The sequence below is a fragment of the Nocardia sp. NBC_01009 genome (assembly GCF_045208035.1).
In the GTDB taxonomy this organism is placed as follows: domain Bacteria; phylum Actinomycetota; class Actinomycetes; order Mycobacteriales; family Mycobacteriaceae; genus Nocardia.
In genome coordinates this window covers 5,619,002-5,633,296 of record NZ_CP108695.1, presented here as the reverse complement: position 1 = coordinate 5,633,296, position 14,295 = coordinate 5,619,002, and the positions used below count along the sequence as shown (strand labels likewise).

Genomic DNA, 14,295 nt, shown 5'->3' with positions numbered 1-14,295 from the left:
CTTGCGCACCGCCTGTGGGGCAGACGATCGCTCTTCTGGATTGGTATCACCGGAGAGGGCTGTGGTGCTGGTGCGTGGCGACGTCGGCAAGAGGGTGGACCGCTTGGGCAGCGTTCGCCCAGTCGATTAGGTGCCGGCGCCGGTTGTAAAGCTCGCCGCTTTCAGCGGAATCGGCCGGTACGGTCTCTTGCATGAGCAAGGCGATGTGGGAGCTGTCCCATCCGATCTCGGACGGCATGCTCACCTATCCGAGCCTGCCTGGACCGCGAATCACCACAGATATCTCGCGCGAGCAGTCGCCGCTGATCGACATGACCTACGACATCGCGCGCGTGGATATGGTCGGCAACACCGGGACCTATATCGACGCGCCCTTCCATTTCCACGCCGATGGCGCCGATATCGCCGAACTGCCGCTGGAACGTCTGTTCAACGTGCCGATCGTGATGATCCGCGTGGCGGGGATCCGCGTGGTGGGACCGGATGTGCTCGGCGACCCGGCGCGGCTATGGGGCAAGGCGGTGCTCGTGCACACGGGATGGTCGGCCCGGTGGGGTTCGTCCGCATACCGGAGTCCCGGGCATCCGTTTCTGGTCGGCGAGGTCGCGGATGCGCTGGTCGCCGCCAATGTGGCGCTGGTTGGAATCGACTCGCTCGACATCGACGACACGTCCCTGCCGACGCGGCCGTGCCACCACACTCTGCTCGGTGCTGGAATCCCGATCATCGAGCACATGACAAACCTGGACGCGGTTCCCGACACCGGTGCCAGGCTGGTTGCACTGCCGGCGCCAGTGCACGGGATGGGCTCGTTTCCGCTGCGCGCTGTCGCTTGGACCGATGCCGGCGGCGTCGTTAGCTGATCAGTACGCTGATCGGCGCCGGGACGCGACCTACCATCCGCGGCGAACCGCATTCATTCGAACCGGCCCGACGAAGTGATGTCCCGCGAAGCCGAAGCCCCCCGCCGGATTTCGATGCTGAGCTTACCCATCGTTGCAGGTTGTCTCGGCGCGGTGTATCCGAAGTGTTGCCTTGAAAAGCTCGACGACAGTTCGACCGGAGTGGGGCCACATCGGATGCGCAGCGTCATTTTCGACATATTCGGCTCACTCTTTGATGTGTCGCTGTAAGTTTGCCAGCGGTAGCCCTTGAATTCAGCCTGGCTGGTCGATGAATGCCACGCATAACCCTGGGAGGTCAAGGTCTTGACTCGTCCGTTTCTTTCCTTCGGCAGTATGCGCAGCGGTTGGGCCCATGTCTTCGGTGTATTCGGCGGTGTAGCACTCACGCTGCTGCTGGCGACGACGGCAACCGCGGGACCGACGTATCCGCGGCCCGATCCGGACCCGTTCTATGCCGCCCCGGCGGATCTGGCAGCGCACGGACCCGGTGACGTGCTCGAGGTGCGGGGAATGCCGCCGCTGCCCCTATTCCCCGGCGCCACTGTGTCACTGGTCAAGTTCCGGTCCACCGACTCGCACGGTGCGCCGATCGCGGCGACCACGACGATCCTTACACCCCTCGGTCATCGGCCCGACGGGCCGTTGCTGTCGTATCAGCATTTCATCAATTCGCTCGGCACCGCCTGCGCGGTATCGCACACGTTGTACAACAGCGATCTGAATCTCGTGGCGACGACGCCGATGTTGAACGTGGTGCTGCAGCAGGGTTGGACTGTCGCGCTGCCGGATCATCTCGGACCGCAGTTTGCCTTTGGAGCCGGGCGTTTGGGTGGCCAAATTGTTTTGGACGGCATCCGGGCGGTGAAACGGCTACCCGAGCTCGCCGTACAGCGCAGTCCAGTGGTGATGGCCGGCTACTCCGGTGGCGGCCTGGCCACCGCATGGGCGGCAGCGCTGCAGCCGTCGTACGCAAGTGAGCTGCAGCTCGCGGGCGCGGCCATCGGCGGCTACCCGGCGAACCTGGTGACGATGGCGGAGGCGCTGGGCTTCGCGCCGCACCCGGCCTTCGGGCTGGCCATGGCAACGGCAGTCGGCCTGGAGCGGGAGTACCCGGACCGGGTGCCGATCAGTGCCTATCTCAACTCGCGTGGCAACGAGATCCGTGACGCCCTTGCCAACAGCTGCACCAACAGTATCCTCGCCATGGGTGCCAACAGCAGCGCTCGCGATTACCTCACCAGCACCTCGATTTTCGACAGTCCGTCGGCCCGGTCGGTGGTGGAGGAGAACAGCATGGAACTCTACGCCGGGGTGCCGCAAATACCGATGTTCGAATGGCATTCGCCGAGCGACCCGCTGATTCCGGTCGACGCCATCAACAACACCGACCGCCGCTGGTGTGGGGCCGGGGTGCAGTTGCAGACGATGCTGGTGTCCGCGCCCGAGCATTTGTCCGCGGCGGCAGAGGGTGCCCCCACGGTGCTGGGGTGGCTCGAGGGCCGAGTCCGCGGCGAGCCTGCGCCCGTCATCTGCTGAGATCTGACGGACATAGTCGCTGGTGGTGGCTCGGTGCGAGTGCGGCAACGGTCAACCGTCGCACCGAGCCGGCGCCACTGCCAGTAGACGCGAGCGAACGAGGCTGGACGCAGTCATGTGGGCAGCGACTCGTCGACCACCCGCCATCGTCCGCCGCACCGGTCGGCCGCATACTCTCGCAATGAATGTCGCGCCCGCGCTACTCACCGCTTGTAGTGGGTTTCTGCTGTCGACCTTATGGATGGACCTGATCTTCGATATCCAGGTGCGGGGGCGTCGGGGCGAACTACCTGAACCTGTGCTCGCATCCATCGCTGATTACTATCGCCGGGCGACAACGACCTCAAAACCGATGAGTCTGCTGATCGCAGTGGTCATGCTTATTCTGTTGTGCGCATTGGGTATTCAAGCCTTTTGCGGCGACGATCCTGGGTGGCTACTGATCGTGTCGGCCCCACTCGCGGGCGGCCCGATCCTCTTGGCGCTCACCCGAGTTGTGCCCAATGCGATGCGGCTCGGCAGGCGCTCCGATACATCCTCGGAACAGACGCGCCTGTCCCGGTCCATCTTTCAGGATCATGTCCTGTGCTTCGCGAGCATGCTCACCTTCTTGGTGCTGTGGGTCATCCGTTCGACTGGCGCGTTCGGATAGCAAAACCAGCGGCGCCGGATGGGACAGGCGCGAGACCAGGTGTGGTCGTGGATTGTCGGCGAGGTCCCAGCCGTGAAAGTCCGGTGAGAGGCGGTCGGTTCAGCGGTCGGATAGTACGGCGTGCGGTTTCCCCTCGGCGATCAACATGCCGTCCCGTAGGAGCAGACAATGGTCGGCGCGCATCGCCTCGTCCATGTCATGGGTGGCCTGCACTACGGTGACGCCGTGGCTGCTGACCTCGCTCAGTGTGTGGGAGATCTCTTGCTGTGCGGCCGAATCCAGCCCGGCGGCGGGTTCGTCGAGCAGCAGCAGCGACGCTTTCTGGGCGAGTGCTTGAGCGATCAGGGTTCGCTGGCGTTGGCCGCCGGACAGGGTGTCGAGGCGTCGGGCCGCGAGGTCGGTGATGTCCAGTCGTTCCATGCAGGCGCGCACGGTGTTGCGGTCCTGCCGCGACAGCCACCGCCACGGACCGCGGTGTGCCCAGCGCCCCATGGCGACGGTCTCCCGGACGGTGAGCGGCAGTGTGGCGGGAACGGCGGTGTGCTGGACGACGAATGCGGGCCGCTCCGTGGATCGCCGCCACACGGTGCCTGCGCGCGGCGTGATGACCCCCGCGATGACGCCGAGCAGCGTGGATTTCCCCGACCCGTTGGGCCCGACCACCGCGGTGACGCGGCCGCACGGAATGGCGGTGGTCAGGTTGTGCAGGACGGGCCTGCCGGAATAGCTGGCGGATAGTCCGCTGATGCGCAGCGCGTCCAGAACGGGAGTGTGGGACATGTCACCTCGTTTGTAATGATAATCGTTTTCACCATATCGTGGCCGACCATGGAGTGGCTATTCGCCCCGTTCGAGGTGGCTTTCGTGCAACGGGCGTTGTGGGGCGGCCTGCTCGTCTCCTGTGTTTGCGCCCTGGCCGGGACCTGGGTTGTAGTGCGCGGCATGGCTTTTCTCGGTGACGCGATGGCGCACCGCATGCTGCCCGGAGTTGCCGTGGCGTCGCTGCTGGGCGGCAATCTGCTCCTCGGTGCCGCGATCAGTTGTGCGGCAATGGCATTCGGCGTTTCGGCACTCGGACGGAACCGGCGGCTTTCCGCCGACACCGGGATCGGGCTGCTGTTCGTGGGCATGCTCGCCCTGGGGGTGATCATTGTCTCCCGCTCGCAGTCGTTCGCCGTAGATCTCACCGGGTTCTTGATCGGTGACGTGCTGGCCGTGCGCGAGCGAGACCTGTGGTATCTGGCTGTCGCGCTGATCGTCGCGGTGACGGTCGCGGTGCTCGGCCATCGCGGTTTCGTGGCGCTTGCTTTCGACCCATGCAAGGCGCACACGCTCGGTCTGCGCCCGCAACTCGCGCAGGTTGCGCTGGTTGGTCTGGTGACGCTGGCGATCGTCGCGTCGTTCCACATCGTCGGCACTCTGCTGGTTTTCGGGCTGCTCATCGCCCCGCCCGCGGCCGCGACATATTGGGCGGATCGTATTCCGGCCGTCATGTTCGTCGCGGCAATGCTCGGCGCGCTGTCCACCGTTGTCGGGCTGATCATTTCGTGGCATGCCGGAACCGCGGGTGGTGCAACGATCGCGGCGGTCGCCGTGGGGTTGTTCTTTCTCTCGGCACTCGCCGCTGGACTGCGTGATCGGCTGCGCGGCAGGGGTGTTCGTTATGCCGCTTTGGCGGCAGGTGCTGTCGCGGCGGTGCCACTGGCGGGGTGTGGCGTCGGTGCCGACAGTCGGCAGCCGGCAGTAACGCCGCATGGTTACGTGGCGGGAGCCGAGGAGACTTCGGATGCGCAGTCGCGTCTGGTCCTGGCCGATGAGCGAACCGGCGCCATCGAGGTGCTCGACCTGATCACCGAGCAGGTCGTCGAGGCAGGTTGGGCCGAAGGCGTGCGTGGGATTGCGGGCGACGGTCGGTTCGCGTTTATCGGCGCCGCGGATTCGGCACGGATCGTGGACAGCGGTGGATGGACGGTCGATCACGGCGATCACGTCCACTATTACCGCACAACGGCGCGCGGCATCGGCGCCATCGTGGGCGGCCGGGTGGCGGGTGTGCTCAGCGACGGCGCCGTGGTCGCGGCGTCCTTCGAGAGCGGCACCACGCTCCTGCTCGACCGGCTTGCCCTGGAGAACGGGACGGTCTCCGAACAGGGCCGGATCGCCGAAGGCAGTGTGGTGCCCTACGCCGAACATCTGCTGGTCGCGGTCCCGAGTGGGCGAATCGAGGTTCGCGTCCGCGCCGGCGCGCCGGTGACTGCCATCGCCGAGCCCTGCGCCAACCCGCGCGGTCGGGTGGTGACCCGTCGCGGCGTGGTCTTCGGTTGTGCTGATGGCGCTTTGGTGGTGTCCCACCGAGACGGAGTGTTCACCAGCGCGAAGATTCGCTACCCGCGAGAAGTGGTCGACGCCGATCGTGCGGTGGAGTTCACCCACCGTCCTGGCAGTGCGACGCTTACCGCCAAGGCAGGGGAGCAGGGGATCTGGACGCTGGATGTCCGCAAGAAGGTGTGGACGTTCGCGTCGGTCGGCCCGGTGCGGGCCGTGAACACGGCGGGGGAGGGATCCTCGCTGCTGGTGTTGACGCGAGACGGTGTGCTGCGCGGCCTTGATCCCGAAAGTGGCAGGGAGACAGCACAAATTGCGCTGCTGGAGCCGTTGGCCGAAGGTGCCACACCGCCGGTGATCCAGGTCGATTCGAATCGCGCCTATGTCAACGACGCGGCTCGACGGAAGGTCTACGAGATCGCCTACAACGACAACCTGCGCCTGGCGCGCACATTCACCGTCGGGATCGACCCGACACTGATGGTGGAGACCGGCGAATGAGAACCGCGACGCGGATCGCTGCGGCCTTGGCGATGCTGCTGCCGGTAGTCGCCTGCACAATAGGTGGCGGTGAGCGAGCCGGAATCGTGGTCACCACCAATATTCTCGGTGATCTGACTCGTGCCATCGTCGGCGACGCCGCCGAAGTCACGGTGTTGATGCCGGCGGACGCCGACCCGCACTCTTTCGCGATATCCGCCAAACAGGCGGCACTGCTCGACCGTGCCGGCCTGGTTGTGCACAACGGACTCGGTTTGGAGGAAGGGGTTGCCCGCAACGTCGCGGCGGCCGAGAACGCCGGTGTCCCAACGGTCGCTGTTGCCGATCACCTCGACCCGCTCAGCTACGCCTCCGACGAATCCGCGGGCAGTTCCGATCCCCACTTCTGGACCGATCCGAAGCGGACGCGAAAGGCCGTCGAGGTGATCAGCGCCGAGATCATCGAGCATGTCGGCGGCATCGATGCCACAGCCCTCCGGACCAGGACCGATCGCTACCTGGCCGAGGTCGATCAGCTTGACCGTTGGATGACCGAGCGGTTCGCCACGATTCCGGTCGAGCGACGTCAACTGGTCACCAATCACCACGTATTCGGTTATCTGGCACACCGTTTCGACTTCCGGGTCGTCGGCGCGGTGATTCCCAGCGGGACGACCCTCGCGTCGCCGAGCTCATCCGACCTCAAAGACCTTGCCTACGCGATCCGAGCCGCCGATGTCCCAGCAATCTTCATCGACTCGTCGCAACCCGACCGGCTCGCCCACGTCCTCGCCGAACAGGCCGGCCTGCACGTGCAGGTGATCGGGCTACATACCGAATCGCTCACCGAGCCCGGTGCGGGCGCCGGCACCTACCTGGAAATGATGCGCGTCAACACCGAGGCGATCGCGCGTGGGCTGACCACGCCGTGAATGCGCATACCGCACGAGAACTGGAGTAGTACATGCATAGTCGATCACGAGCAACGAAATCGGCGGCCATATCCGGGCTCATCGCTTCGGTGGTCGTCCTCGGGGGCTGCGGCGCGGACGACTCGAAGAAAGCGTCTGCCTCGGGTGGCGAGCCGATCGCGGTGACCTATGACGGCGGCATCTATGTCCTGGACGCGGTGACTCTCACACGGACGGGTGAGGCGAAACTCGATGGGTTCAACCGATTGAATCCGGCGGGGGATGATCGTCATCTGGTGGTGTCGACCAAGGATGGCTTCCGGGTATTCGACGCTGTCGACGCCGAGTTCACCGGCACTGATTTCCCCGCTGCCGAGCCGGGCCACGTCGTCCGGCACGCGGGGCGCACGGTTCTGTTCGCTGACGGCTCCGGCGAAGTCACCTCCTTCGACCCCGGGAAACTCGGCGGCGAGAAGCCGGAGACCCCCGTCTACCATGCCGCCGCACCGCATCACGGCGTCGCTGTCGAACTGGCCAACGGTGAAATGGTGATCACGTTGGGCACCCAGGACAAGCGCGTCGGCATCGCGGTACTCGACAAGGATCGCAGGGAGATCGCCCGTAACGAGGACTGCCCCGGCGTGCACGGCGAAGCCGCCGCCAAAGGCGAGGCAGTCGTGATCGGTTGTCAGACAGGTGTTCTCGTCTACCGCAACGGCGTCATCACCAAGGTGGCCAGCCCGACCCCCTACGGCCGCATCGGGAACGCCGCAGGAAGCGCTGTCTCCTCGATCGTGCTCGGCGATTACAAGCGGGACAAGGACGCCGAACTAGAACGACCACAGCAGGTTTCACTCATCGACACGGCCACCGGCACGCTCCGCCTGGTCGATCTCGGCACCAGCTACACCTTTCGATCGCTGGCCCGCGGCCCACAGGGCGAAGCGCTGGTCCTCGGCACCGACGGTCGAATCCATGTGATCGATCCCGTAGCGGGCACCCTCACCCGCGCCATCCCGGTCATCGACGCCTGGCAGGAACCATTGAAGTGGCAGCAGGCCCGCCCGGCGCTGTTCGCGCGCGGTGGGATGGCCTACGTCTCCGACCCGGCCACCAAGAAGGTGCACCGCATCGACCTTGCGACGGGCACCGTCTCGGCGACCATCACCTTGGCCGCCGCCCCGAATGAACTCAGCGGCGTCAGTGTGGACTGAGCCGACCGCTCGGCCACGAGCTGAACCGGGTATCGAGCGGTTTCCGACGAGCCGAGCGGCCCGCCGCAGTCCTCGACTCGGCGTGATGCCGACCCCACACCGAGCCGAAGAGATCATCACCTCCGGCCAGGCGACGCGGTCATGATGGTGAGATCGGCCGAAATCTGCATCGTCTGTTCGTTGAAGCCGGGCTCGACGGGGGTGAGATGTGTGCCGCGAGTTATTCGAAACAATCTCGCCTTCACCAGAGCCGTCCTGGGAAACCGGTTGCGGGATATGGTCGCCGACGGCTCCGCAACCGCCTCCGAGGTTGTCGATTTCTGGAATGAACTCGAGGACGGCGAACAGCACCGTTGGTTGTGTACCGGCGTTGTCTGCTTCACCGTTGTCGGCAGAAGGAGCTGATCGGTGCCGACGAGTTCGCGGTATATCCCGATTTCGGCCGTCGACGGGGCTTATGGCCGGTTCGCCAGCAACCGGTAAGCCTCGGCGACGTAGTCGATCCGAGCGTCCTCGAGTTCAGGGCGTGGATACGTGGATCGGAAGATCGCCTCGCCGTCGAACATGTGGATCAACGAAGTGGCCAGCAGCTGTGCGAGTTCCGGTGGAATCTCGGGGCCGAGGGTTTCGACTGCGGCCCGCTCGACGTCCGCGATCAATGCGTGTGCGACCGGTGCGAGTCGCGCTTGCAGTTCGGGTTCGGTGCGGGCGGCGACCAGCAGTTCGAACCACACGGTGTTCGTCCGGTCGCGGATCTGGGCACGGGCGGCCCGCATGACCTGCACGAAGTCCCTCGGCGTCCGGCTCACGGCCCGGGAGTTGAAGGCCGCCATATGCTGGTGCCCGACCTCTTCCGCCGCGGCGACGACCAGGTCGATCCGTGAATCGAAATGCCGGAAGATACCGCCCTTGGACACGCCGGAACGCTGACTGATCTCGCCGAGCGACGCCCGGTGGTAACCGACTTCGGCAATGGCTTCGATGGTGGCGTCGACGAGCTTGGCGATGGTTGCCGCCCGCCGCTCGGCCTGGGTGCGGCGCGGTGGGGCCGTCACCGTTGCCCGGATCGCAGGAACTTTCCGGTGCGACGGGTGCCGAGCACGGGGGCGGCCGTGCCGTTCCCGAAGACGTACCGGCCGCCGATGAACACGGCCGAGACGGCGTCGTCGTTGCGATTGACCATGCGCGGCATGTTATCGAACTGGGCGACAGGGCTTTCCGCGTACTCGTCGAGCGACTCGTCGAGGTGTGCGGGGTCGACGACCACCAGGTCGGCGCGGTCGCCGGTGCACAGGTGTCCGGCGTCGAGGCCGTACCAGTCGGCGAGCTCCCCGGTCAGCCGGTGCACCGCGCGTTCCAGGGACATGAACGGCCGGCCGGCCGCCTCGGCTCGGTGCACCCGCCGCAGGAAGCGGAGTCCGAAGTTGTAGAACGCCATATTGCGCAGGTGCGCGCCCGCATCGGAGAACCCGAGCTGAACGCCGGGATCACTACCGAGCTTCTCCAGGTACTCGGGGCGGTGATTGGAAATCGTTGTGCGCCAGCGCAACTTGGTGCCGTGTTCGACGACCAGGTCGAGGAAGGCGTCGACGGCATGCAGCCCGCCACGATCGAGACCGACCTGACCGAATGTCTTGCCGATCACCGTGTCGTCCGGGCAGCCCACGATCTCGGCATCGAAGAAGTCCCGGTGCCAGACCCGCAGCCCGAACTTGGCGTCGTAGTCCTTGCGAAACCGCCTGCGGTAGGCCTCATCTCGCATCAGCGCGTTCCGCTCGACCTGATCGGACAGGTGCAGCGCGGCGGCGCCCGAGCCGAACTCCTCGAAGATGACCAGGTCTATACCGTCGGCATAGACCTCGAACGGCACCGGCAGGTGCTGCCACCGGAAGTTACCGCCGAAGCGGTTGAGCAGGCGCGCGATCGGACCCAAGATGTGGATGAGGAACGGGCTTGCTTTGATGTCGGCCGCGGACAACAGGCTGGTCTTCAACGGTTTGCGGAAGATGCCCAGACTGCTGAGTGTCATCGCGCCGACGCTGCGCGGAGAGGTGATGTCGGGCCCGGCCTGCAAGACGCGACGGCGGCGGCGCAGGATCGCATTGAGCCGCCGGCGTTCCCTGGCCTTGGCGTAGGTGGAGGGCAGGGTGCGTGAGCGGCAGGTCTCGCCGTCGAGCTTGTCGAAAAGCAGCTGCTGCGCAGACATTCCGACGAAGCCCGCGTCCAGCGCCTCGGTCAGCTTGGCCTCCATCGAGGCGAGCTCGGCCGCCGTGGGCCGGACATTCTTTCGAGTGGCGCGCTCGAGCCCCATCTCCGCGGCGCGCACATCGGAGTGACCGAGGAACGCAGCGACATTGGGCCCCAACGGCAGCGTCTCGAGCGCCGCGACGTACTCGCGCGCGGAGCTCCACGTCTTGGTTTCGCCGACGGTGCCGATCACATGGCGGCGGGGGATCGCCTCGACGCGGCCGAACAAATCTCCGGCATCGGTGGCTCCGACGTGCACGGTCGACAGCGAGCAGGAACCGAGGAAGACCGTGGTGATGCCATGGCGCACGGATTCGCTCAGCGACGGCGTCTGCAAGACCTCGATGTCGTAGTGCGTATGGATGTCGATCATGCCGGGCAGCACCCATTTGCCTGCGGCATCGACGACCTCGGCGCAGCCGTCCTCGTCGAGCGGTTCCGCCGACACGGCTGCGACCCACCCGTCGCGGATCCCGAGATGGCGGACGGCCGATGTCGAGCCCGCGCCGTCGAACCAGCGCCCGCCTTTGATGATCGTGTCGTAGCTCACATGTACATAGCAACCGATCGGTTGCTAAATGTCAATGGTCGTGCGGCGCGCCTGGGCGAATCGATACCGACCGAAGGCGAGCGCGACATTGTGCCCACCGAAACCGAACGAGTTGTTGATCGCGTATTCGATCCCCTGGCGGCGAGCCTCGCCGTGAACCACATCCAGATCGATCTCCGGATCCTGGTTCTCCAGGTTCAGCGTCGGCGGAACGATCCCGTCCCGGATGCTGAGCGCGGTGAGCACCGACTCGAGAGCGCCCACGGCGTTTCGATCACCTCTCGCACTACGGCAGATAGTTTCCCGAGTCGGCGTCGCCCTCCCCTCGTGTGAGACTCGTCATCGGGATGTAGTGACGAATCCGCAGGTCGGCCAGTGGCACTCAGGTGACGACTCGCACCTGACCGGCTACCAGATCGTTTCTCTGCCGCTCGGCACCAGCCCGTGCAGCGCCCAGGCGGGGCCTGGCGGCCACGTGGAACACCGCGTCCGTGGCCGTGTCAGGGCGGTGTCAGGGTGGTGTCAGGCCAGGCGCTGATAGTTGCGGCATGACGAACAGCAGCACTTCCTCGACCAATTCGAAGTAGACCCCAGTGCCGGGCGAGGGCTTGCGGCGCAGCTACTCAGTGTTACTATCTACTAGTAGTCAGTAGCACTGAGTAGCAAGAGGAGGTGATCCGTGGGCAAGCAGATAACGGAGATGCTCAAAGGCACCCTGGAGGGCATCGTCCTGGCGATTTTGTCCGTGCGGTCCGCGTACGGCTACGAGATCACGGCATGGCTGCGGGAGCAGGGCTTCTCCGACATCGCCGAAGGCACCATCTACGCCCTGCTCGTCAGGATCGAGAAAAGGGAACTGGTCGACGTGGAGAAGGTCCCGTCGGAGAAGGGGCCGCCGCGCAAGGTGTATTCCCTCAACGCCCAGGGACGGGAATATCTCGACGAGTTCTGGAGGACCTGGAGCTTCCTCTCGCAACGGCTCGAACAGCTCCACGAAGGAGACAAATAATCATGTTCATCGAAAAGGTGATCGGCGACCTCGGCGACAAGAAGCGGTGGCGGCAGTACAAGGCGCGCAAACAGCAGCTTCCCGAGAGCTATCGCACGGCGGTCGATGCTTTCGAGCGGTACCTGATGGTCCTCGGGCCTGGGGGCGGCAGTGCGATTTTCGAGGACCTCATCGATCTGTTCGAGCAGAGCGCGGCGGACCGAACCCCGATCCGCGAGGTCGTCGGGGAGGACCCTGTCGAGTTCATCGAGGCGTTCGCGCGGAACTACCAGGAGGACTCGTGGAAAAACCGCGAGCGGGAGCGGCTGAACAGCGCCATCGAGCGCGCCGCCGGAGAGGGAAGGTAGGGCCGTTCGATGACGACACAGCATGCTCCGGCGATCCATGTGCAGGGCCTGGAGAAGTCCTACAAGGACCTGCATGTGCTGCGCGGCGTGGACTTCGACGTGGCGCGGGGCAGTATCTTTGCCCTGCTCGGCTCGAACGGCGCAGGCAAAACCACCGTCGTGAAGATCCTGTCCACGCTGCTGAAAGCCGACGCCGGGACGGCGACGGTGAATGGCTTCGACGTCGCCACGCACCCGGCGAACGTGCGGGAGTCCTTCAGCCTCACCGGACAGTTCGCCGCCGTCGACGAAATCCTCAGCGGGCGGGAGAATCTCGTGCTGGTCGCCCACTTGCGGCGCGTCGAGGACCCGGGCACGATCGCCGATGACCTGCTCGAACGTTTCTCACTGACCGACGCGGCCACGCGGAAGGTCTCGACGTACTCGGGCGGCATGCGCCGCCGCCTCGACATCGCCATGAGCCTCATCGGGAACCCGCCGGTCATCTTCCTCGACGAGCCGACGACCGGGCTCGACCCCCAGGCGCGCATCGAGGTGTGGAAGGCCGTCAAGGCACTCGCCGAGCACGGCACCACGGTGCTGCTCACAACGCAGTATCTGGACGAAGCCGAACAACTCGCCGACCGGATCGCGATCCTGCACAAGGGCCGAATCATCGTGAACGGCACCCTCGCCGAACTCAAGCAACTGCACCCACCGACCAAGGTCGAATACGTCGAGAAGCAGCCGACCCTCGAGGAGGTCTTCCTCGCCCTCGTCGGTGACGAAGGCAATGACGGCGACACCGGCAATGCCGCAGCCCCGGCATCGACGAGTAAGGGACAACGATGACCACGCAATTCTTCGGCGACACCGGCTACCTGTTGGGACGGTCCCTGCGCCACATCATGCGCAGCCCGGACACCATCATCACGACCGCGATCACACCGATCGCCATGATGCTGCTGTTCGTCTACATATTCGGCGGAGCGATCGACACAGGGACGGATTCGTATGTGACCTACCTGCTGCCCGGAATTCTGCTCATCACCATTGCTTCGGGCATCGCCTACACCGCATTCCGGCTCTTCCTGGATATGAAGAACGGCATCGTCGAGCGATTCCAGTCCATGCCGATCGCGCGATCGTCCATCCTGTGGGCGCACGTGTTGACCTCGTTGGTCGCCAACCTGATCTCGCTGGTGGTCGTCGTGCTCGTCGCCCTGCTCATGGGCTTCCGCTCCGGCGCGGGAGTGCTGGCGTGGCTCGCGGTCGCCGGCATCCTGGCCCTGGTCACCCTGGCGTTGACATGGCTGGCCGTCATCCCCGGACTGACCGCGAAGTCCCCGGACGGTGCGAGCGGATTCTCCTACCCGCTGATCTTTCTGCCGTTCATCAGTTCGGCATTCGTGCCCACTGACACCATGCCCGGCCCGGTGCGTGCCTTTGCCGAACACCAGCCGACGACCGCCATCGTCAACGCCATCCGCGACCTGTTCGCGCAGGAGCCGGTCGGCACCGATATCTGGATCGCGCTGGGCTGGTGTGTCGGCATCCTCGTCCTCGCCTACACCTTCGCCATGGTCACCTACCGCCGCAAAATCTCCTAACAGCACTCGCCGTCGAGAACGGCATCGTGAGCGCGGAGGTCGACATGGACAAATAAGGAATACCGATGACCAAGCACTTCTTCGGCGATACCGCCTTCCTGCTGGAACGATCCCTGCGCCACATCACCTGCAACGTGGACGCCATCGTCACGACCACGATCATGCCGATCATCTTCTGCTCGAAAGCTGTTGTGTCGCAGACGCTCACACGCTCCGCCCGCTCGGCGCGACTACCCGTCGATCTGTACCGATAGCTTGTACCGCCGGACCGGCGGGAAGATGCTCACGGACTACCCGGCCGGCCGATCAACTTCGACCTCCGTTCGGCGGGGGCGGCCTCCTGACAACTGCACACGTCTTGCCGGGCATATACGTATACGTCTACTTATATTCTGAATGTTGCTACATAACGAGCTGGACGGCAATCGATATCCCCGGACCACACTCCAACCGATGTGGAAGGTTCCGCTGAAACGAGAGTGCCAGAGCGCATCTGAGAACTCTGGATTCGGCCGGCGTGAGACAAGGTC

The 14,295-nt window shown here is 65.1% G+C and carries 14 protein-coding genes and 1 pseudogene; 11 read left to right on the top strand and 4 right to left on the bottom strand.

All coding sequences use genetic code 11. From position 1 onward, the window contains the following. Positions 1–191: 191 nt before the first annotated feature. The 3 genes from OHA42_RS25170 to OHA42_RS25160 all read left to right on the top strand — a co-directional run bounded on the left by OHA42_RS25170 (position 192) and on the right by OHA42_RS25160 (position 3,093). Positions 192–863 carry a cyclase family protein gene (locus OHA42_RS25170; protein ID WP_406230316.1) on the top strand — a complete coding sequence of 224 codons (672 nt, stop codon included), beginning with the start codon at positions 192–194 and terminating at the stop codon, positions 861–863. 345 nt (positions 864–1,208) lie between these two features. Further along, complete coding sequence (locus tag OHA42_RS25165) at positions 1,209–2,441, top strand: lipase family protein (RefSeq protein WP_406230315.1); 1,233 nt, start codon at positions 1,209–1,211, stop codon at positions 2,439–2,441. A gap of 181 nt (positions 2,442–2,622) precedes the next feature. Next, positions 2,623–3,093, top strand: a complete 471-nt coding sequence (locus OHA42_RS25160; RefSeq protein ID WP_406230314.1) for a hypothetical protein — start codon at positions 2,623–2,625, stop codon at positions 3,091–3,093. Between the two features lie 99 nt (positions 3,094–3,192). On the opposite strand, the gene aztA is transcribed toward OHA42_RS25160, so the two are convergent. Then, positions 3,193–3,873: a zinc ABC transporter ATP-binding protein AztA gene (gene aztA, locus OHA42_RS25155; RefSeq protein WP_406230313.1), complete on the bottom strand. Its 681-nt coding sequence runs from the start codon at positions 3,871–3,873 to the stop codon at positions 3,193–3,195. Between the two features lie 48 nt (positions 3,874–3,921). Here aztA and aztB point away from each other — a divergent pair, with 48 nt between their 5' ends. From aztB to aztD, 3 genes are read left to right on the top strand one after another with little or no spacing between them, the layout of a single operon-like run. Continuing rightward, positions 3,922–5,919 carry a zinc ABC transporter permease AztB gene (gene aztB, locus OHA42_RS25150; protein ID WP_406230312.1) on the top strand — a complete coding sequence of 666 codons (1,998 nt, stop codon included), beginning with the start codon at positions 3,922–3,924 and terminating at the stop codon, positions 5,917–5,919. Beyond that, positions 5,916–6,830 carry a zinc ABC transporter substrate-binding protein AztC gene (gene aztC / locus OHA42_RS25145; protein WP_406230311.1) on the top strand — a complete coding sequence of 305 codons (915 nt, stop codon included), beginning with the start codon at positions 5,916–5,918 and terminating at the stop codon, positions 6,828–6,830. Before aztB ends, aztC begins: the two co-directional genes overlap by 4 nt. Positions 6,831–6,862: 32 nt before the next feature. Continuing rightward, positions 6,863–8,023, top strand: a complete 1,161-nt coding sequence (gene aztD / locus OHA42_RS25140) for a zinc metallochaperone AztD (protein WP_406230310.1) — start codon at positions 6,863–6,865, stop codon at positions 8,021–8,023. A 455-nt stretch (positions 8,024–8,478) separates the two neighbouring features. Here aztD and OHA42_RS25135 read toward each other — a convergent pair whose 3' ends face one another. The 3 genes and pseudogenes from OHA42_RS25135 to OHA42_RS25125 all read right to left on the bottom strand — a co-directional run. After that, a complete protein-coding gene (locus OHA42_RS25135; protein ID WP_406230309.1) occupies positions 8,479–9,078 on the bottom strand; it encodes a TetR/AcrR family transcriptional regulator in 600 nt (199 codons plus the stop codon). Continuing rightward, entirely contained in the window at positions 9,075–10,820 is a 1,746-nt protein-coding gene (locus tag OHA42_RS25130; RefSeq protein ID WP_406230308.1) for an amidohydrolase family protein, read from the bottom strand. The genes OHA42_RS25135 and OHA42_RS25130 overlap by 4 nt, the downstream gene beginning before the upstream one ends. A 24-nt stretch (positions 10,821–10,844) precedes the next feature. Further along, a pseudogene (locus tag OHA42_RS25125) lies at positions 10,845–11,087 on the bottom strand (hypothetical protein); the annotation flags it as partial. Positions 11,088–11,499: 412 nt separating this feature from the next. Between OHA42_RS25125 and OHA42_RS25120 the strand changes: the two are divergent. From OHA42_RS25120 to OHA42_RS25100, 5 genes are all read left to right on the top strand, one after another. Beyond that, on the top strand, positions 11,500–11,829 hold the full coding sequence (locus OHA42_RS25120) for a PadR family transcriptional regulator (RefSeq protein ID WP_406230307.1): 330 nt from the start codon (positions 11,500–11,502) through the stop codon (positions 11,827–11,829). A gap of 2 nt (positions 11,830–11,831) precedes the next feature. Then, positions 11,832–12,176, top strand: a complete 345-nt coding sequence (locus OHA42_RS25115) for a DUF1048 domain-containing protein (RefSeq protein WP_406230306.1) — start codon at positions 11,832–11,834, stop codon at positions 12,174–12,176. Between the two features lie 9 nt (positions 12,177–12,185). Then, the gene (locus tag OHA42_RS25110; RefSeq protein ID WP_406230305.1) at positions 12,186–13,007 is read left to right on the top strand and encodes an ABC transporter ATP-binding protein; all 822 of its coding nucleotides are present in this window, start codon (positions 12,186–12,188) and stop codon (positions 13,005–13,007) included. After that, entirely contained in the window at positions 13,004–13,765 is a 762-nt protein-coding gene (locus OHA42_RS25105) for an ABC transporter permease (protein WP_406230304.1), read from the top strand. Before OHA42_RS25110 ends, OHA42_RS25105 begins: the two co-directional genes overlap by 4 nt. Before the next feature lie 65 nt (positions 13,766–13,830). Further along, positions 13,831–14,019 (top strand): hypothetical protein, encoded by a 189-nt coding sequence (locus tag OHA42_RS25100; RefSeq protein WP_406230303.1) that lies wholly within the window; start codon positions 13,831–13,833, stop codon positions 14,017–14,019. Positions 14,020–14,295 lie beyond the last annotated feature (276 nt).